The organism is Gemmata sp. (genome assembly GCF_051859125.1).
GTDB lineage: Bacteria > Planctomycetota > Planctomycetia > Gemmatales > Gemmataceae > Gemmata.
Genome location: NZ_JBHYGG010000001.1, coordinates 212290 through 231665, shown reverse-complemented (window position 1 = coordinate 231665; position 19376 = coordinate 212290). Strand labels below are relative to the sequence as shown.

Below are 19376 nucleotides of genomic sequence, written 5' to 3'. Positions count from 1 at the left end.
CGAAACAGCCGCGTAGGCCAGAAGAACTCGCACCCGCGGGACTATTTCGTGGGAGTAGCGCCCGCTTACCCCTTGCTCCCGAGCGGGATGACGCCGTTCCAGTCCGTCGGCGGGGTGCGGTTGTACTTGAGGATGAACTCGGTGAGCATGTCCTTGCCGCGGTCGTCGGGCGGCACCTGGTGCAGCAGCTTGTACGCCTCGTTCCAGTCCTCCGAGAGGAAGGCGTCCAGCGCCGTCTCGTAGGCCGCGACGTCCTCGTTGGAAAGCACCTGTTCCGGGCCGGCGGGCGGGATCAGTTCGGCCACCTCGATCGGCGTTTCGAGCCCGTACGGCTTCACCTTCGCCAGCCGCCGCACCCGGGCCACGTCCGGGGACGTGTGCGCCCGAACGGCCGCGGCCGTCGCCTCGTCGATCAGGATCGGCACCCGCAGCAACTTGGTCATGTCCTGGAGCCGCGACGCGAGGTTGACCACCGGGCCGAACACGGTGATCTTCACCTGCTCGGGCGGCCCGATGCCGCCGGCCACCGCCCGGCCCGACGCGATGCCGATGCCCACGCGGAACCCCGAGAGCGGGTGCTTCGGGTCGCGGGCGATCCCCTCGAACGCGGCCCGGATGCCCAGCGCCGCCCGGCACGCGTCCTCGGCCTTGCCGGGGTGCGACAGCGGCCAGCCCCAGAACCCCAGGGCCGCGTCGCCGAGGAAGTCGGCGATCGCCCCGCGGTACTGGAGGATGTTCTGGGTCATCACCCCGAGGGCGGTGCTGACGCGGTTCAGAACGGCGAGCAGGTCGTCGGCCTCCTCGACGGTCCTCGAGAACCCGCGGAGGTCGCAGAACAGCACGGTGATGTCGGTCTCCCGCGGCTCCAGGGCCCGCGGCCCCTCGTGCCCCGAGAGCAGGCTCATCACGCCCGGGGAGAAGAACCGGCGGAACACGCCCTGCCGCTCGCGGAACACCTGCACCTGGCGGAGCGCGCCGAGAATGTCCGCGACGAGTTCGGCGAACTTCAGGTCGTCCCGGAGCTCGTTCCCGTCCCACGGGGCCAGCAGCGTCTGCGCGTCGACCCCGTCGAACCCGCCCGCGACGTAGATCCCCCACCCGGGGCACCCCTCGCCGTGGACCGGGGTGCAGAACGCCCAGTCGATCCCGCCCCGCATGGTGAACGGCTCGGCCGCGCGCGGGGCCTCCTGCTGGCGGCTCCAGACGTGCAGGACCGTCTGCTTCTGGCGGTCGCACGCCTCCACGATCAGGCGGCGGCTCGGCTCGAACGCACCCTCGGCGACGAACCGGCGGTCCCAGTGCAGCACCTTCACGGTCGCGGCCGACGCGGGCACCGGCGGATCCCCGGCCGCGCCGCCGGCCCGTGCGGTCACGAGCGCCACCGCGTCGGCGCGGCGGACCCCGGCGAGGAGCATGTCGGTGAGCCGCGCGAACAGGTCGGTGTCGTCGGTGGCGCTGGAGATGACGTCCGGGAGCTTGCTGAGCACGTCGAGGCGGTGCGGGGCGTCGCGGAACGCCATCCCGTCGAGTTCGTGGTGCATCACGGTTCGGGACTCGACCAGGACCCGGTCCCCGTACCCGCTGCCCGTGGGCGAGAACGTCCGGGTCGAGGGGTTCGCGAGCGTGAACACGGTGCGGCCGATGACGAACGCCTCGCCCGGCTCCAGCTCGAACGCCTCCACCGGCTTGCCGCCGCGGAACACGGGGTTCGCCGCGGCCGCGACGCGCCGGCCCTTGAGCCGCTCGCCGTCGAGGAACACCTCGACGTGCCGGCGGCCGAGGAACGGCTCCCACGGCACCGCCCACGCGCCCGCCTCGCGGCCGATGACGACGGTGCCGGCGCCCGGCAGCGGCCGCCGCCACGACTCGGTCGAGTTCGGGCCCTGTGCGATGAGGATCATGCCGCGGTCACTCCGGCTTGGGCGGTGAGGCCAGGGTCGCGCCGGGGTCGCGGTCCGGGGTCGGGCCGCTCGGGTTCACGCTCGAGCGCGACGACCCGACCGTTTGCGTGCCGCCCCCCACGCCGGTCCCGGTGCCCGTCGGGAGCCCGGCCCACCGCCGGAGCAGCCGCGTCATCCGCGACTTCGGCGACGCGTCCAGCACCGAGACCGTCCCGGCCCACATCAGGACGATAATGAGGAGCAGGAACGCGGCCGCCACGGCCCCGCCGCGGCGCAGGTGCCACTGTAGCGCCGTGACCGGCTGCAGCACCTCGTCCTTCCGCTCCTGAACGAGGATCACCCACCCGGTGTCGACCGGGTGCCCGTCCTCGGGCCGCACGAGGACGTGCTCGACCGACGCGAGCCAGGTGCCGCCGAAGGCGCCGCCGACCGGGTCGCGGTACTCGTCGTCCTCGGGGAACTCGGCGGCCCCCGAGTCGGCCCAGCGGACCACGGCGTCGCAGTACACCGGCCGCAGCGCGGCCCCTTCGGGGAGGTCCTGGAGGTACGGGTGCCGAACGATCAGGCCCCGCCGCCCGGTCGCGTCGGGCCGGGTGTCGATGAGCACCGCGAACCGCTCCCGCGACCCGGCCACCTGGGTGCGGCCCCGCAGGTCGGTGGCGATCCCGACCACGCCGACCGGCCGGCGGCCGCCGGCCGCCGGGTCGTCCCACACCGGGACGCTGTACGCGACCGACCAGATCGGCCCGCTCCCCTCGCGGCTCCGCTGGTACACCATCGAGCGGTGCGGGGCGGTGATGATCGCCCGGGCCGGCCCGTCCTTCTCGTCCAGTTCGCGGCCCTGGCCGTGGTAGTAGTCGCGGTACCCGCGGTACACGTTCCGCCCCGGTCCGTAGGGCGGGTCGGAGCCCCGCTGGAACCCGAGGAAGTCGGTCGCGAACCAGACCGCGGACCGGTTCGCCTCGTCGAACTGCCGGTCGGACCGGGCCCGCCGGGCCGCGAGGGCCGCGTCGAGTTCGGCGCTCGCCTTCGGGTCGGCCCCGAGCCGGTCGCCGCGGGCCAGCAGCTCGCGGATCACCGGGTCGCGGCCGGCCGCTTCGAGCTGCGCCCACCGGAACTGGACCTGCATCCCGAGCTGCCGGGCCTCGGTCCGGGCCGCGAACTGGTTCCCCTCCAGCGCCCGCCCGATGACCCCGTTGCGGGCGGTGCTGACCGCCATGTGGAACACGTACCACCCCATCGCGGTCAGCATCAGCATGAGGAGCAGGAAGCCGACGCCGGAGAACAGGAGGATCGGCTGGCGGACCCGCCGCAGTTGCCAGGCGTCGAGTGCGGAGACGACCTCCTGGGGGTTGTGGAACCGCTTCGCCGGGCTCGTCTCCAGGCACCGGTCGATGATCCCCGCGAGTTCGGCGTTCACCCCGGGCACCTTGCGGTGGCCCTGCGGCTTCGGCGCGTGGAGGATCAGCTTCCGGTACGCGGTGAGCTGCGCCTCCAGGTTCCCGTTCGACAGCGGCTTGCTCTGGTAGTGGGGCGGCTGGCCAGTCAGCATCCGGTACACCACCGCCCCGAGGGCGTACACGTCCCACCGGGCGTCCGGCGCGGCCGACAGGTCGGCCTGCTCGGGGGCCATGTAGAACAGCGTCCCGAGGGCCGGCGACATCTCGTTCGTGAGCCGGGACTGGCCGAAGTCCGCGAGCCGGGGCCGCCGGTCCTGGTCGAGGAGGATGTTCGCCGGCTTCAGGTCGCAGTGGAGGATGCCCTTGTCGTGCGCGTGGACGAGGGCGATCGCGACCTCGCGGAAGTACGTGACCGCGTCGTGGACCGAGACGGGCCCGTCGCGGAGCAGGTCCTCGAGCGACCCGTGCTCCATGAACTCCATGACGTAGTACGGCGGGTCCGACTCCCACCCGACCTCGAACAGTTGCACCACGTACCGGTCGGAGAACAGGTACCGGAGCTTCTCGACCTCGCGGGCCAGGGACGCCCAGTCGAGGCCGCCCCGCCGGGTGTAGAACTTGATCGCGACCTTCCGCCCGCTGTTCCGGTTGACCGCGACCCACACCTCGCCGTACGCCCCGCTGCCGAGGTACTGCTCCTGCTCGTACCCCGGGACCTTCGCGGGCGGGCGCGCGCCCCGGAGGCTCAGGTCGCGCGAGGCCGAGCGGTCCTGCTCGCCCATCAGAGGAGTGTGCTCGCCGTCCGTCACGCCGCCTCCGTGCCAGGTGGGTGGGTCATGTTACGAACCGCGCCGGCCGGAGTCCTTGCGCGGCCCCGGCAGGATACCCGATCCGGGGCCGCGGTAGAAACGCATTCGGCCGCCCCGCTACCCGGCCGCGGGCTCCTGCTGCGTCATGCAGTGCAGGGTGCCGAGCCCCCAGACCAGGTCGACGCAGTGGATGCCGACCACCTCGCGGCCCGGGAACAGTTCGGCGAGGGTGCCCAGCGCCACGCGGTCGGCCGGGTCGTTGAACGTGGGGACGATCACCACGCCGTTGGCGATGTAGAAGTTCGCGTAACTCGCCGGGAGCCGCACCCCGTCGAACACGACCGGCCGCGGCATCGGGAGCGGGACGACTTCCAGCTTCCGGCCCCGGGCGTCCGTCGCCGACCGGAGCCGGTCGAGGTTCACCTGGAGCAGCTCGTAGTTCTCGTCCCCGCTGTTGCGCTCGACCACGGTGACGACGGTCCCCGGGTTCACGAACCGGGCGAGGTCGTCGACGTGCCCGTGCGTGTCGTCGCCAACGATGCCGCGGTCGAGCCAGACGGTGTTCTTCACCCCGAGGTACTCGGCGAACGCCCGCTCGTAGTCGGCCCGCGCCATCGGCGGGTTCCGCTGCTGCGTCGTGCTCAGCAGGCACTCCTCGGTCGTGAGGATCGTACCGGCCCCGTTCACGTCGATGCTCCCGCCCTCCAGCACGATCCGGTGCCCGCCGTGGTGCGGCTGCCAGCGGGGGAGGGCACGCAGGCCCGCCACGAACCCGGGGAGCCGGTCGTCGAGGGTCCAGTCCGGGTACTTCGCCCAGGCGTTGAAGTGCCAGTCGAGGACGCCGCGGTCGCCGGCCGGGTTCTTGACGAAGATCGGCCCCGAGTCGCGGACCCACGACCGGTCGGTCGGGAGCTCGTGGAGCACGACCCGCGACGGGTCCGCGTGCGCGTCGGTCAGCGTCTTGGCGACGGCGTCGCGCGCGCCGGCCGGCACGACCAGGTTCACCTCCTCGTGCCGGCTCAGGGTGCGGACGATCTCGGCGTACACCCACGGGACGACGGCGAACTTGCCGGGCCAGTCGGACTCGCGGTGCGGCCAGGCGAGCCAGGTCGCGGCGTGCGGCTCGAACTCCGCGGGCATGCGGAGGCCGGCCGGGGCGGGGGGCGGGGTCGGTGCGGGGAGTGGATTCATCGTGAGTGTCGGAGTGTTCCGGGGTCCGTGCGGGGCGGCGCAGAATTACGGTGCGTTGACGCGGCCACGTTCAAATGCTAGGTTATGAAACACCGTCGCCCCGCGAGGCGGACCGAACCCAATATGTCTCCCCCCCAAGATACTCTGCCGGTGTCCCGCGAACGCGCCATCCTCGACCAGTGCCAGCAGGCAATCGGGTACCGCTTTCGCCGGCCCGAGCTGTTGCGGGCGGCCCTGACGCACACGTCCGGGGCTAACACCCGGGCCGCGTCGAACGAGCGGCTCGAGTTCCTGGGCGACAGCGTCCTCGGCCTGGTAGCCTGCGAGCAACTGTTCCACCAGTTCCCGGACTACCAGGAGGGCGACCTCACCAAGGTGAAGTCGGTGGTGGTCAGCCGCAAGACGTGCGCCAAGTTTAGCCAGGAGATCGGCCTCGGCGAGTTCCTGTTCCTGGGCAAGGGGGTCAGCCACTACGGCGAGATCCCCTCAAACATGTTGGCGGACGTCTTCGAGTCGCTCATCGCGGCCATCTTCCTCGACGGCGGGTGGGACGAGGCCAAGGCGTTCATCCTCCGGTTCATCACCCCCGAGCTGGAACTCGTCGGCCGCGACGCGGTGAACGCCAACTCGAAGTCGCAGCTCCAGCAGGTGGTGCAGCGGGAGTACGGCGACACCCCGCGGTACTACGTCCTCGACGAGCAGGGGCCGGACCACGACAAGTGCTTCAAGGTGGCCGCGCAGGTCGGCGAGCACCGGTTCCCGGCCGCGTGGGGCCGCACCAAGAAGGACGCCGAACTCAAGGCCGCCATCAACGCCCTGGCCGACATCAACGGCGACCCGCTCCCGTACCCCGTCGGATGACCCGCACCCCACCCACCGCCGTCATGGCAATGCCGCCCTACACGGTGATGTGCTACCGGCCCGGGTGCCCGAGCCCCGCGGCGTACAAGATCGCCGCCCGGTGGACCGACGGGCTGACCCACGAACTCAAGACGTACTCCCTGTGCTGCGAGGGGTGCCTCCCGACATTGTACCGGGGCGCGCTCGCGAAGCGGGCCGCGTGCCGCCTCGCGCCCGGCGAGAAGCTGGAAGAACCGGGCGTTTACGACCTGACCCGCGGCAACCGCGACAAGCAACTCAAGCGCCGCCCCGAACTCGAGAAGGCGGCGAGGACCGACCCGGGGTAGCGCCGAGCGTTCGAGCCGGGGGGCTCACTTCGGCAGGCGGATCACGAACACGCCGGCGTCGGTGACCGCGGCGAGGTGGCGGTTGTCGGGGGCGAACCCGGCCGCCGGGACGTGCGCGTCGTACTTGAACTCGTGCTTCTTCTTCCCGTCCCGCGTCCAGACCGCCACCCGGTCCTCGGTCCGCGAGTGGGCGAGCACCCCGGCGATCATCGACCCGTCGGCCGAGAAGTTCGCCCCCAGGATGACGCGCTTGTCGGTCTCCAGGTCCACGGGGTCGTCGAACTTGCCGTCCTTGAGGGTCCACACGGCCCCGGTGCCGCGCGACCCGGCCAGCACGATTGACTTGCCGTCGGGCGAGAAGTTCACGCCGATCGCCGGGGCCGGCAACTTCACGACCTCACCCGCCTTGGGCTTGTCGCTCGTCGCGTCCCACACCCGGAACTGCTTCTCCTCGGCGCTGACGGAGACGAGCACCGTCCCGTCGGGGGAGTACGCCACGCCGCGGACCTCGTCCTTGTGGTCGGGGACGCTCGCGAGGAGCGCCGGCTTCGCCTTGCTGATGTCCCAGACCTTCAGCAACTTGTCGCGGCCGCCGGTGGCGATCTTTTTGCCGTCCGGGTGCGCCGCCAGCGCCCACACCGGGCCGTCCTTGTGTGCCGAGAACGCCGCCTTCACCACGAGTACCTTCGTGTCCGCCTTGTCGAAGACGCGCACGTTCCCGCTCGCGTCGCCGGCGAGGAGCAACTTCCCCTCGGGCGGGAACGCGAGGCACACGACCGAGTCGGGCTGCTTGAAGCTCCAGTTGAGCTTCGGCCCCTCGGTCGCCCACACGCGGATGATCTGGTCCGGCCCGGAGATCGCGAGGAACTTGCCGTCGCCGCGGAACGCGAAGCAATCGACGCGGTCGACCTTCTGCGACAGGTTGACGATCGCCTCCGGGGGCGTTCCCTTGGGCGGCCGAATCGCGGGGGGCAGCTTTGCGGGGTCGATCTTGTCGAGCGGCGAGGCGTCCTGAGCGACCGAGATCCCGACAGCGGCGACGAGGAGGCCAACCGCCCCACAGAACCGAATCATGCGAGTCCCCACGCAGGTGAGTGTTTGGTCGCGGCGCAATGCAATTCAGGTGCCGGGGCCATGATATGGGGCCGGCCCGGCGTTCGCGTGACCACCGGTGGGGGGCGTGGTCAGCAGTTGCCCGCGAGTGGCCACCCGGCGCCCGCTACTGGATCTTCTCGATCTTGCACTTCGGGAGCGCCCGCTGAAGGCCGTTCACCCCTTCGACGGTGCCCATGATGGCGATCAGGTCGAGTGACGTGAGGCTCTTCACGGCGCCGAGTTCTCGCAGCCCGGCGTCCGAAACGTGCGTGGCGCGCAGGTCCATCGTCGTGAGGCTCTTGAGCGGGGCCAGGGCGCGGAACCCGGACCCGGTGACCTTCGTACCCCGGAGCGACAGCGTGGTGAGGTTCTTGAGGGGGACCAGCTCCTTGACCCCCGCGTCGGTGACCTGGGTGTAGGCGAGGTTCAGCACCGCGAGCCGCTTGAGCCCGGCCAGTTCCTTCAACTCGGCGTCGGCGACGGGCTTGAAGCTCAGGTCGACCTCGGTGACCGCGTTCCCGTCGCCGCGCTTGACCTTCCCTTTCATCCCCGCGACGAACGCGACCGCCTTGTCCTGAGCCGCGGCCTCGGCCGGGTCGAGGTCGGGCGTGGTCGTTCCGCCGTCGGAGCCCGTGCCGTTCTGCTTCGCGTCGGCGGGCGGCTTCGGTGGGGCGGTTTCACCGGACCGGGAGCACCCGACGAGGGCCAGTCCCAGGGCGAGGGCGGGAAGGAGGCGGGACATGGGTCGTACCCCTGGGACGAACGCGGGCCGGGAGATGCGACGATGCTACCCCCCGCGTCCGCGCGTGACAACGGCCCCGTGAGTTGGCTGTTACGCAACGGGTCGTGGGTTGGTTGCTCCGAGAAGGTAGGTCATACCGAATCGCGTGGATCAGTTGCCTTTGGTGGGGCAGGCATTCTTGCCTGCCTCCGGACGCGACTGGAGGCAGGCAAGAATGCCTGCCCCACCAGATCGAAACGAATACATGAGATTCGGTGTCACTCGCTCCGCGAGTGACACCGGGCGCGACGTCGATGCGCCGGGGCGCGACTCGCGGAGCGAGTCGCCTACTTTCCCCACGTCCACGAGCGACACGGACCTGCGGACCCACTCACGCAGCGGTTGGACTTGAGCCGCTCGCACGTTCTGACTATCCCGCCGCTTCTCGGACCCGGGGACTGTCGTGCGGAACCACCTCATCGCGTGCGTAGCGGTCGCGCTGCTCGCCAGCAGCGGTGTTCGCGCGCAGGAGCGCTCCGACCCGCCCGCGAAGGCAGAGGAGCCTTCCGCGAACGCAGAACCTTCCCCCAGTGAACCGCCCGGTCGGGAGGCCGCGGAGCGGCTCCGCGAGGCGTCCGATGGGTGGCCGGTCAAGGTGCGGTTCAACGACGGGTTCGCGCTCACCTCGCTCGACGACCAGTTCGAGCTGCGGCTCCGGCTACTCGCCCAGAACGACGCGAAGCTGTTCACCCCGACCGACCAGCAACCGGCCCGCAGCGGCATGTACATCCCGCGGTTCCGGGTCTACTTCGAGGGCCAGCTCACCGACCCGTTCCAGTACGAACTGTCGGTCCAGCGGAGCGTCGAGGGGGCGTTCGACGTTCTTGATGCGAACGTCAACGTGCGGTTCGCCAAGCAGTTCCAGGTCCGGTTCGGCCGCGGGCTCGTGCCGTACAGCTACGACTGGTACGACCACCTCGAACAGTACTTCATCGCGCCCGAGCGCGGCCTGTTCGCGCTCAACCTGGGCCTCTCGCGGCAGTCCGGGATCATGGCGTGGGGCGAGGTGTGGGACGAGCGGGTGCGGTACGCCGTGGGCGGGTTCACCGGTCAACTCGCGGGCCTGGCCGACGTGAACAACAGCCGCGACGCCGTCGGCTACCTCAACGTCCGCCCGTTCCTCAAGAGCGCGTCGGTGCCCGCCCTGCGGGGGCTGTACTTCGGCGGCTCGATCGGGCTCGGCACGCAGGCTTATGAGGCCGAATTGCTGCCGGTGCGGACGTCGATCCAGACCTCGGAGAACGACGAGGCCGCGAGTTCGGCGTCGAGTGTGTTTCTCGATTACAACGAGGGCGTTGTCGCGTCCGGAGCCAGACGGCAGGGGGCACTCCACGCCGGGTGGTACGGGTTGGGGTTCTCGGTGGAGTCGGAGGCGTACCTCGGTCAGTTCGGGGTCACGCGGCCGGAGACGGGCGTCTCGGCGCTCATCCCGGTGACCGGGTACAACGTCACAGTGGGGTACTTCCTGACCGGCGAGGAGGTGCTCGGCCGCGGCCCGGTGGACCCTCGGCGACCGTTCACCGCCCGCCGCGGCACCGGCCCCGGCGCGTTCGAGCCGTTCGTGCGGTACAGCGAACTGGACTACAGCCGGAAGGTGTTCACGAACGGGTTCGCGGACCCGGACAAGTGGACCCGCAACGCCGGCGTCACCGACCTGGGCGTGAACTGGTACTGGAACCGGTACATCAAGTGGACGTTCGACTGGCAGCACGCCTCGTTCGGCTCGCCGGTGCTCGTCAACGAGTCCAAGGGCAAGTACGCCACCAGCCTCGACCTCTTCTGGCTGCGGTGCCAGGTGTATTACTGATTCGCGGTGTCCAATTTCGGGGACATCCCGCGAAATAACCATGACACCCGATTCGCGGCCGCGCAGAATACAGGTCCGGCCCACTCTCGCACGGCCGTACCGCTGCCACCCAGGACACTCCTCATGACCCACCCCACCTCACGTCGGGCGTTCCTCCAGACGTCCGCGGCCTCCACCGTCGCCGCCGGCATGGTCCTCCCCGGGGCGTTCGCCGCGGGTAACGAAGCTCCCCTCCGCATCGGCCTCGTCGGGTGCGGCGGCCGCGGCACCGGGGCCGCCCGCGAGGCGCTCCGGGCCGACCCGAACGTCAAGCTCGTCGCCATGTGCGACGCCTTCGCCGACCGGCTCCAGGAGAGCCTCGGGAACCTCAAGAAGATCAAGGACATCGCCGCCAAGATCGACGTCGCCCCGGACCGCTGCTTCGACGGGTTCGACGGGTACAAGAAGCTCCTCGAACACGTCGACGTCGTGCTGCTGACCACGCCCCCGGGGTTCCGGCCGCTGCACCTGCGGGCCGCCGTCGAGGCCGGGAAGCACGTGTTCTGCGAGAAGCCGGTCGCCGTCGACGCGCCGGGCGTGCGGTCGGTGATCGAGAGCGCCAAGCTCGCGAAGCAGAAGGGCACCGGGCTGTGCTCGGGGTACTGCTTCCGGTACGACGCGGCCAAGCGGGAAACGGTGAAGCGGGTCCACGACGGCGCGATCGGCGACGTGGTCGCGATGAACATCACCTACCACACCGGCCCGCTCTGGGACCGCGGCGGGCCGGACAAGTTCGACTCGATGGAGTACCAGATGCGGAACTGGTACTACTTCTCGTGGCTCTCCGGCGACTTCATCGTCGAGCAGCACTGCCACAACTTCGACAAGGCGAACTGGGTGCTCAAGGGAGCGGTGCCGATCTCGGCGACCGGCGTCGGCGGGCGACAGATCCGCACCGCCCCGCGGTTCGGGAACATTTACGACCACTTCGCCTGCACCCTGGAGTTCCCGGGCGGGGTCAAGCTGTTCAGCGCGTGCCGCCAGATGCCCGGGTGCAGCAGCGACGTGAACGACCACGTCATGGGCACGAAGGGTCAGGCGCAGTTGATGAAGCACACCGTGTCGCCGACGGGCGGCGAGGCGTGGGAGTTCGCCGGCAACGCCAAGGACATGTACCAGGTCGAGCACGACGAGCTGTTCGCGAGCATCCGGGCCGGCAAGCCGATCAACGACGGCGAGTCCGCGGCCCACAGCTCCGCGATGGCGATCTTCGCCCGCGAGGCCGCGTACTCGGGCCAGCGGATCACCTGGAAGCAGTTCATCAACTCCGAGAAGTCGCTCGCCCCGAAGGAGTACGCCTGGGTCGCCAACCCGGTGCAGGCGACCCCGACCCCGGGAACCTACAAGATCGCCTGATCGCAACGCGCAGTGCGAAATGCGGAGTGCGGAATGAGGCCCGGCCCGGGCTCCCCTCTCTGGTTCCGCGCTCCGCACTTCGCACTCCGCATTCTCCTGTGAGGTGACCCCATGAACGGACCCATCGGCCGCCGCGACTTCCTCCGCACCACCGCCGCGGTCACCGCCGCCGCCATGACCGGCGCGCCCCTGTTCGCCGCCGACGACAAGAAGCCCAAGCTCAAGAAGGCCGTGAAGTACGGGATGATCGGCCTCAAGGGCACGCACCAGGAGCGGCTCGAACTCGCCAAGAAATGCGGGTTTCTCGGCGTCGAGATCGACAGCCCCGGCACCGCGAACCTCGACGAGCTGGCGAAGGCCAGCAAGGACACCGGCGTCGCGGTCCACGGGGTGGTCGACTCGGTCCACTGGCGCGACACGCTCTCCTCGCCGGACGAGAAGGTGCGGGCCAAGGGGCTCGACGCGCTCATCGGCGCGCTCAAGGACGCCAAGACCGTCGGGGCCGACACGGTCCTGCTCGTCCCCGGCGTCGTGAACAAGGACGTGTCCTACGAGCAGTGCTGGGAGCGGTCGCGGGCAGAGGTGGCGAAGGCGCTGCCGACCGCCGAGAAGCTCGGCGTGAAGATCGCCATCGAGGTGGTCTGGAACAACTTCATCACCAAGCCCGAGCAGCTCGTCGAGTACGTCGACAGCTTCAAGAGCGAATGGGTCGGGGCGTACTTCGACATCTCGAACATGATCAAGTACGGCGTGCCGCCCGCGGAGTGGATCCGCAAGCTCGGCACCAAGCGGCTCCTGAAGATCGACTTCAAGGGGTTCAGCAAGGCGAGGCAGTGGGTGGCCATCGGCGAGGGCGACGAGGACTGGCCTGAGGTGCTCAAGGCGCTCGCCGAGGTCGGCTACACCGGCTGGGCCACGGCCGAGGTCGGTGGTGGCGGCGAGGAGCACCTCAAGAAGATCTCGGCCCAGATGGACAAGGTACTCGGCCTCTGATCCGAACCGTTCACGCGCACGCACGCGGCGGGGGTAACCTCGCCGCGTGCGTTGACGGGCATTCGCGTCACAGCAGAACTTTGCAAAAATTCGCCGCACGTGTCCGCCTCGCGCCGCGAAATGTCCTACTCATTGTGTAGCCCGCCCGAACGCCCTCTCGCCTGACCGCCCCGCCCCGAAGCGCCCCGACCGATCAATAATTCGCCGCCATCCCTGAGCACCAGCGCAAGGTGGATTGCGTTTACCGTCCGCTCTCGCGAGGAGCGCGGCGCGGGTCCCGTGTGCCCACCGCGGCCCTGTACAAGTCTACGGATGGTTCGCCTTCATCCGGCCCCCAGCGGTGGTCCCGCCGCGGGGGTTCAACTACGCTTGCCCTTCAAGAAACCCGCGGATGGCAATCCGCGGGTTTCTTGCGTATCCTGGGGCCACCACACCTTTCCCCGGGAGACCACCCCGTGCCCACCGACCGCCGCACCTTTCTCGCCTCGTCCGCCCTCGCCACCGCCGGCCTGCTCACCGAAACGAGCCGCGGGTTCGCCGCCAACGACGTGTTGCAGGTCGGCCTCATCGGCACCGGCGGCCGCTGCCGGCAGCTCGTGAAGTCGTTCGCCGGGCTCCCGAACGTGAAAATCACCGCCGTGTGCGACGTCTGGGACCAGAACCTCGCCGAGGGGCAGAAGGTCGCCGACCCGAAGGCGTTCGCGACCAAGCAGTACGAGGAACTGCTCGCCCGCAAGGACGTGGACGCGGTCCTCATCGGCTCGCCCGACCACTGGCACGTTCCGCTCACGATCGACGCGTGCCGGGCCGGGAAGGACGTGTACGTCGAGAAGCCGCTGACGCACGACCTGAGCGAGGGCAAGGCCGTCATCGCGGCGCAGAACGAGACGAAGCGCGTCGTGCAGGTCGGCACCCAGCAGCGGAGCATGACGCACATTCTCAAGGTGTACGAGTTGCTGAAGGCCGGCTCGATCGGGAAGGTTCACAAGGTCCACTGCACCTGGAACCGCAACGCCGCACGGGCCGGGCGGTTCAAGGACGGGATCGACCCGAAGACGGTGGACTGGAAGCGGTTCCTCGGAACCGCGAAGGCCCAAGACTTCGACCCGTACCGGTTCCGGCAGTGGCGGTGGTTCTGGGACTTCGGCGGCGGCATCTTCACCGACCTCATGGTCCACTGGATCGACGTCGTCCACTGGTTCCTCGACCTCGACCACCCGGCGACGGCGCACAGCATCGGCGACTTCTACTCCGCGAAGGACGTGTGGGAGACCCCCGACACGGTGCAGACGCTCCTCCGCTACCCGGACAAGGACGTGCAGGTGTACTTCGAGGGGACGTTCAGCAACAACCGCAACGGGTCGATGCTCGAGTTCATGGGCACCGAGGGCACGCTGTACGTCGACCGCGGGCGGTACGAGATCATGCCGGACCGCGACAAGAAGAAGCCCGAACCGAGTGCCCTCATCCTGGGGACGGACCAGCGCAAGGGGCTCGACTTCTACGACAAGCCGGACGGCGAGTTGCTGCACCTGCTGAACTGGGTCGAGTGCGTCCGCGACCGGTCGAAGAAGGTGAACTGCCCGGTCGAGGCCGGCGTCGGCTCCGCGAGCGCCGCGCACCTGGCGAACCAGTCGCTCCGCACCGGCCAGGTCGCGACCTGGAAGGCGTGACGCGGCGTCGCGAGTTGACTCCGGTCGCGCTCCCGGCCCACCCCGTTCGCCCACCCTCCGTACCCCGAGAAGGCCCCATGAGTATGCTGCTGAACCTGTCGATGCTGGGAGCCGAGGAGCGCGAGATGCTCCGCCGCGGGTGGGGCACGTTCGTCGCGATGGGCGTGCTGTTCGCGCTGCTCGGCGTCGCGGGGCTCGTTTATGCCGGCCTCGCGACGCTCGTGACGGTGATCTTCGTCGGGTGGATCTTCGCCGTCGCGGGGTTCGCCGGCGTGCTGCACGCCGTGTTCCGCAAGGGGTGGTCCGGGTTCGTGCTCGACCTCCTCGCGGGCCTCGTCACCGGGATCGCCGGCGTGTTCATCATCCTCCACCCCGCGGAGGGCGCGTCGGTGCTCACCGCTGTCGTCGGGGTGATGTTCCTCGTCGGCGGGATCTTCCGGCTCGGGGCGGGCGTCGCGCTCAGGAACCCCTACGCCGGCTGGTTCGTGTTCCACGGCATCATCTCGCTGTTGCTCGGCCTGATGATCCTCGTCGAGTGGCCGTACACCGCCGTATGGGTCATCGGCACGCTCGTGTCGATCGACCTGCTCCTCGACGGGCTGCGGCTCATCTCGTTCGGGCTGGCCGTGAAGAGCGGGGTGCCCGCCGAGCCGCTCGCACCGCCGGCCGCCTGAGCCCTTCCAATGTGACACCGGGCGGGCGTAGAATGCGGCAGACGCCGCACGTCCCCTGCGCCCGCTCCCAGGTGTCACATGGCCCTTCTTCTCCCCCCGGTCCGGGGCCGGCTCGCGATCGCCGGTGAGTGGTCCCCGCCCCGCGACGACTTCCAGAGCCTCAGCCCCGCGGACCTCTCGCAGGTCGTCGGCGCGTTCCCGGTCGCGACCACGGCGGAGGTGAACGCGGCGGTCGGTGCCGCACGCGCCGCGTTCCCGGGATGGCGGCGAACGAGCCGCGTCGTGCGGGCCGAGTGCTTCGACCGGCTCGCGCAGCTCATCAAGCGCGACACCGACGCGCTCGCGGAACTGATGGCCCGCGAGTGCGGCAAGAACGTCACCGAGTGCCGCGCCGAGGTGGTCGAGGGGCTGCACATGGTGCAGTACGTCTTCGGCACCGGCCGCATGCCCTACGGCGAGGTGCTCGCCAGTGAGATCGCCGAGAAGGACGTGCTCGTGCGGCGGAAGCCGTGGGGGGTCGTCGCCGTCATCACCCCGTGGAACTTCCCGTTCGCGGTGCCGCTGTGGATGCTTGGGCCGTCGCTGCTCGAAGGCAACACCTGCGTGTTCAAGCCGAGCGAGGACACGCCCGCGGTCGGGCAGCGGCTCGTGGAGTTGTTCGCCGAGGCCGGGTTCCCCGGGGGCACGCTGAACCTCGTTCACGGGGCCGGGGAGACGGGCGAGGCGCTCGTGCGGAACCCCGGCGTGAACGTGGTCTGCTTCACCGGCAGCTACGACGTCGGCCGACACATTCAGGAGGTGTCGGCGGGGATGCACGACCGCACCGTCGCGGCCGAGATGGGTGGGAAGAACGCGGTGATCGTGTGCGAGGACGCACTTCTCGACCTCGCCGTCACCGCCGGCATCCTGAGCGCGTTCAAGACGACCGGGCAGCGGTGCGTGTCGGCCAGCCGCGTCCTCGTCCACGAGTCGCTGATCGACCGCTACCAAACGGCGTTCGTCGAGACCGCGAAGCGCCTGCGGTTCGGCGATCCGCTCGACCCGAAGAACTTCGCGGGGCCGGTCATCCACCGCGAGTCGGTCGAGAAGATCCTGCGCTACAACGCGCTCGCGAGGGAAGAGGGCGCGACGGTCCTACTCGACGAGGGCGAGACCGCCCCGGCGGGTGCGAAGGGCTGCTACCTCTCGCCGTTCGTGTACCGCACCGAACCTCGACCGGGGATGCGTGTCATCCGCGAGGAGGTGTTCGGGCCGCACGTCGCGCTGGTCCCGTTTCGCACCGACGATGACGCCGCTCGCATCGCCAACGACACCGAGTACGGCCTGTCGATGGCGGTCATCACCGAGAGCTACCGGCGGATGCGGTTCTTCCGCGACGAGTGCGACTACGGCATGGGGTACGTCAACCTGCCGTGCATCGGTGCGGAGGTCCACCTCCCGTTCGGCGGCGTGAAGAAGAGCGGCAACGGCCACCCGTCGGCCGCGGCGCTGGTGGAAGCCGTGACGCACCGCACCGCTTGGACCGTGAACCACGGCACCGACATCAAGATGGCCCAGGGGCTAACGACCGCGATCGACGGCGGCCCGGCGTGAGTCGTTGCTGGAGTCAAGTATGTCAATGATCTGCCGCGTCTGTATCGGCTACTTCGATCCACTTGAGGTCGCTTTTCGTCCGCGGGTCATTCACCAACCTATCACGCAGGAGCAGTTGGCACGGCTTGAACAATTGTGCCGTGACGTGTTCTCACTCGACATGAGGTTGGCCGAGTACCTTCATGACGGTGGATATCTGGAATTCGTCTCCGGAAATGTCGGTGAGGCGGTGTACCAAGTGAGTGCCATCGGCTGGGAGGCATTCAGAATGACCTCGATGGACTGCGCTCACCACGCTGTTTTGTTTTCGAACTCAGCGGATATCCCGCAGTGGTGCGACAGCCAATCCGTGTTCCACCGACAGTTAATCGAAACTGTGCAGAATCACCTGCGCCGCGTGAATGGAGATCGACCAACAAGCATCTCGTGAGGACTCTCCCATGTGGCTCTTCGACGACCGAACGGTTCCCGACGTTCGCACCGCTCTCCCGGGGCCGAACGGTGCGGAGATGCTCACCCGCGACAAGCTCTACGTGTCGCCGTCGTACACGCCGGTGTACCCGCTGTTCGTCGAGCGCGGCAGCGGGGCCGTCATCGAGGACGTGGACGGCAACCTGTTCCTCGACTTCACCGCTGGGATCGCCGTCACGAACACCGGCCACTGCCACCCGGAGGTCGTCGCCGCGATCAAGGACCAGTCCGAGAAGCTGCTCCACATGAGCGGCACCGACTTCTACTACCGCCCGCAGATCGACCTCGCCGAGCGGCTCGCCCGGGTCGCGCCGGGGCCGACGCCGAAGAAGGTGTTCTTTTGCAACAGCGGGGCCGAGGCGCTCGAAGGGGCCCTCAAGCTCGCCCGGTGGCACACGAAGCGGAACCGCGTGGTCGCGTTCTTCGGCGCGTTCCACGGCCGCACCTACGGCGCGATGTCGCTCAGCGGCTCGAAGCTGATCCACCGCCGCGGGTTCTCGCCGCTCGTGCCCGACATCCACCACGTCAACTTCCCGCGGGCGTGTCCCGAGGGAGGACCGTGCCGCAATAAGTGCCGACTCGTTCAAGAAATCGAAGACACCATCTTCCACCGCACCTGTCCGCCGGAAGAGGTCGCGGCGGTCTTCGTCGAGCCGATCCAGGGGGAAGGGGGCTACCACCCGATCCCGAAGGGGTGCCTGACGGGGCTGCGGGAACTGTGCGACAAGCACGGCATCCTGCTCGTGGTCGATGAGGTGCAGTCGGGCATAGGCCGCACGGGGAAGATGTTCGCGGTCGAGCACTACGGCGTCGAGCCCGACATCATCTGCTCCGCGAAGGGGATCGCGAGCGGGATGCCGCTCGGCGCGATCATCTCGAAGGCCCACGTGATGGACTGGCCGCCCGGGAGCCACGCGAGCACGTTCGGCGGGAACCCCGTCGCGTGCCGGGCGTCGCTGGCCACGATCGATCTCCTCGAGGGCGAGTACATGAAAAACGCGACCGCCCGCGGCGAGCAACTGCGGGCCGGGCTCCGCGACCTCGCCGCACGGCACCCGGAAGTCTCGGGCGTCCGCGGCCTGGGGCTGATGACCGCCGCCGACCTGCCGACCGCGGCGCACAAGGAAACGGTGATCCAGGCGGCGTTCCACCGCGGGCTGCTGCTCCTCGGCTGCGGCGAGACAGCACTCCGCTTCTGCCCGCCGCTGTGCGTCACCGCCGGGCAAGTCGAGACGTGCCTGCACATCCTCGACGGCGTCCTCGGTGCCGTGGAGCCCGCGAAGCCGCCGGGGCCGCGCGCCCCGACGAGCGGCCCGCTGCCGGTGGTGTGAGCGGCGCATAATCTAACCGCTCGCCCGCCGCACAACTGAAAGGATTCAGCATGTCCCCCACGCCACCAGCACCGCCGCCCGAAGTGCTGTTGATGCAGATGGCCTTCGGCAAGGCCGTCACGCAGGCGCTCTCCGTCGCGGCCCGGTTCAAGATCGCCGATCAACTCGTGGACGGCCCGAAGACCGCCGCCGAACTCGCCACCGCCACGGGCCTACACGCCGGCCACCTGTACCGCGTCTTGCGGGCGCTCGCGGGGATGGGCGTGTTCGCGGGCGACGAGGCGGCCCGGTTCTCGCTCACCCCGATGGGGAACCTGCTCCGCACCGACGTGCCGGGCTCGGTCCGGCCGATCGCCACCTACGTCTGCGACCCGTGGAGCTGGAAGCCGTGGGGCGACCTGGCCGGCGCGGTGAAGAGCGGGCAACCGGTGTTCGACCGGATGTTCGGCGAGGGCGTGTTCGACTACTTCGCCAAGCACCCGGACGAGGCCGCCACGTTCAACGAGGGCATGACCGGGTTCTCGCAGCAAGCGGCGGCCGCGGTGCTGAAGGCCTACGACTTCTCGAAGTTCGGCACGGTCGTGGACGTCGGCGGTGGGCACGGCGCTCTGTTGACGGCGATCCTGAAGGCGAACCCGGCGGTCAAGGGCGTCGTGTTCGACGCGCCGTCGGTGGCGGTTGGCGCGACGGAGGCGATCAAGGCCGCGGGGTTGGGCGACCGGTGCCGCGCCGAGGGCGGCGACTTCTTCACCGCCGTGCCGACCGGCGACTTGATCCTGATGAAGAACATCATCCACGACTGGAACGACGAAAGGGCCACGGGCATCCTGAAGGCGTGCCGGGCGGCGCTCGCCCCGACCGGGACGCTCCTGCTCGTGGAACTGGTCGTCCCGCCGGGGTTCGCGCCGCACATGTCGCACGTCCTCGACCTCGAGATGATGGTCATCTGCGACGGAAAGGAGCGAACCGAGGCCGAGTACCGCACGCTCCTTTCGGGCGCGGGGTTCCGCCTCACGCGGGTGGTCCCGACCGAGGGGCCGTTCGGGTTAGTGGAAGCCGTCCCTGCCTGAAGGCC

At 69.5% G+C, this 19376-nt stretch carries 16 protein-coding genes; 11 read left to right on the top strand and 5 right to left on the bottom strand.

Going from position 1 to position 19376, the window contains the following annotated elements; translation table 11 throughout:
• Positions 1-65 precede the first annotated feature (65 nt).
• The 3 genes from ACTIGN_RS00800 to ACTIGN_RS00790 all read right to left on the bottom strand — a co-directional run bounded on the left by ACTIGN_RS00800 (position 66) and on the right by ACTIGN_RS00790 (position 5301).
• Entirely contained in the window at positions 66-1901 is a 1836-nt protein-coding gene (locus ACTIGN_RS00800; RefSeq protein ID WP_439620474.1) for an adenylate/guanylate cyclase domain-containing protein, read from the bottom strand.
• A gap of 7 nt (positions 1902-1908) precedes the next feature.
• On the bottom strand, positions 1909-4110 hold the full coding sequence (locus ACTIGN_RS00795) for a serine/threonine-protein kinase (protein ID WP_439620473.1): 2202 nt from the start codon (positions 4108-4110) through the stop codon (positions 1909-1911).
• A gap of 117 nt (positions 4111-4227) precedes the next feature.
• Complete coding sequence (locus tag ACTIGN_RS00790) at positions 4228-5301, bottom strand: agmatine deiminase family protein (RefSeq protein WP_439620471.1); 1074 nt, start codon at positions 5299-5301, stop codon at positions 4228-4230.
• 150 nt (positions 5302-5451) lie between these two features.
• Here ACTIGN_RS00790 and rnc point away from each other — a divergent pair, with 150 nt between their 5' ends.
• Positions 5452-6162, top strand: coding sequence for a ribonuclease III (gene rnc, locus ACTIGN_RS00785; protein WP_439620469.1), 711 nt, complete (start codon positions 5452-5454; stop codon positions 6160-6162).
• The gene (locus ACTIGN_RS00780; protein ID WP_439620467.1) at positions 6159-6488 is read left to right on the top strand and encodes a hypothetical protein; all 330 of its coding nucleotides are present in this window, start codon (positions 6159-6161) and stop codon (positions 6486-6488) included. The genes rnc and ACTIGN_RS00780 overlap by 4 nt, the downstream gene beginning before the upstream one ends.
• Positions 6489-6512: 24 nt before the next feature.
• Here ACTIGN_RS00780 and ACTIGN_RS00775 read toward each other — a convergent pair whose 3' ends face one another.
• Positions 6513-7562: a WD40 repeat domain-containing protein gene (locus ACTIGN_RS00775; protein WP_439620465.1), complete on the bottom strand. Its 1050-nt coding sequence runs from the start codon at positions 7560-7562 to the stop codon at positions 6513-6515.
• Positions 7563-7707: 145 nt separating this feature from the next.
• Positions 7708-8325: a leucine-rich repeat domain-containing protein gene (locus tag ACTIGN_RS00770; RefSeq protein ID WP_439620464.1), complete on the bottom strand. Its 618-nt coding sequence runs from the start codon at positions 8323-8325 to the stop codon at positions 7708-7710.
• A 442-nt stretch (positions 8326-8767) separates the two neighbouring features.
• Here ACTIGN_RS00770 and ACTIGN_RS00765 point away from each other — a divergent pair, with 442 nt between their 5' ends.
• The 9 genes from ACTIGN_RS00765 to ACTIGN_RS00725 all read left to right on the top strand — a co-directional run bounded on the left by ACTIGN_RS00765 (position 8768) and on the right by ACTIGN_RS00725 (position 19371).
• The gene (locus ACTIGN_RS00765; protein ID WP_439620462.1) at positions 8768-10171 is read left to right on the top strand and encodes an OprO/OprP family phosphate-selective porin; all 1404 of its coding nucleotides are present in this window, start codon (positions 8768-8770) and stop codon (positions 10169-10171) included.
• Between the two features lie 123 nt (positions 10172-10294).
• Positions 10295-11566, top strand: coding sequence for a Gfo/Idh/MocA family protein (locus ACTIGN_RS00760; protein ID WP_439620460.1), 1272 nt, complete (start codon positions 10295-10297; stop codon positions 11564-11566).
• Between the two features lie 111 nt (positions 11567-11677).
• Positions 11678-12559: a sugar phosphate isomerase/epimerase family protein gene (locus tag ACTIGN_RS00755; protein WP_439620458.1), complete on the top strand. Its 882-nt coding sequence runs from the start codon at positions 11678-11680 to the stop codon at positions 12557-12559.
• 455 nt (positions 12560-13014) lie between these two features.
• Positions 13015-14232, top strand: a complete 1218-nt coding sequence (locus ACTIGN_RS00750) for a Gfo/Idh/MocA family protein (RefSeq protein WP_439620457.1) — start codon at positions 13015-13017, stop codon at positions 14230-14232.
• Between the two features lie 77 nt (positions 14233-14309).
• The gene (locus tag ACTIGN_RS00745; RefSeq protein ID WP_439620455.1) at positions 14310-14906 is read left to right on the top strand and encodes an HdeD family acid-resistance protein; all 597 of its coding nucleotides are present in this window, start codon (positions 14310-14312) and stop codon (positions 14904-14906) included.
• Positions 14907-14984: 78 nt separating this feature from the next.
• A complete protein-coding gene (locus ACTIGN_RS00740; RefSeq protein WP_439620454.1) occupies positions 14985-16499 on the top strand; it encodes an aldehyde dehydrogenase family protein in 1515 nt (504 codons plus the stop codon).
• 19 nt (positions 16500-16518) lie between these two features.
• Complete coding sequence (locus ACTIGN_RS00735; protein WP_439620453.1) at positions 16519-16929, top strand: hypothetical protein; 411 nt, start codon at positions 16519-16521, stop codon at positions 16927-16929.
• 10 nt (positions 16930-16939) lie between these two features.
• The gene (locus ACTIGN_RS00730; RefSeq protein ID WP_439620451.1) at positions 16940-18301 is read left to right on the top strand and encodes an acetyl ornithine aminotransferase family protein; all 1362 of its coding nucleotides are present in this window, start codon (positions 16940-16942) and stop codon (positions 18299-18301) included.
• A gap of 50 nt (positions 18302-18351) precedes the next feature.
• Positions 18352-19371, top strand: a complete 1020-nt coding sequence (locus ACTIGN_RS00725) for a methyltransferase (RefSeq protein ID WP_439620450.1) — start codon at positions 18352-18354, stop codon at positions 19369-19371.
• The last annotated feature ends 5 nt before the right edge of the window (positions 19372-19376 follow it).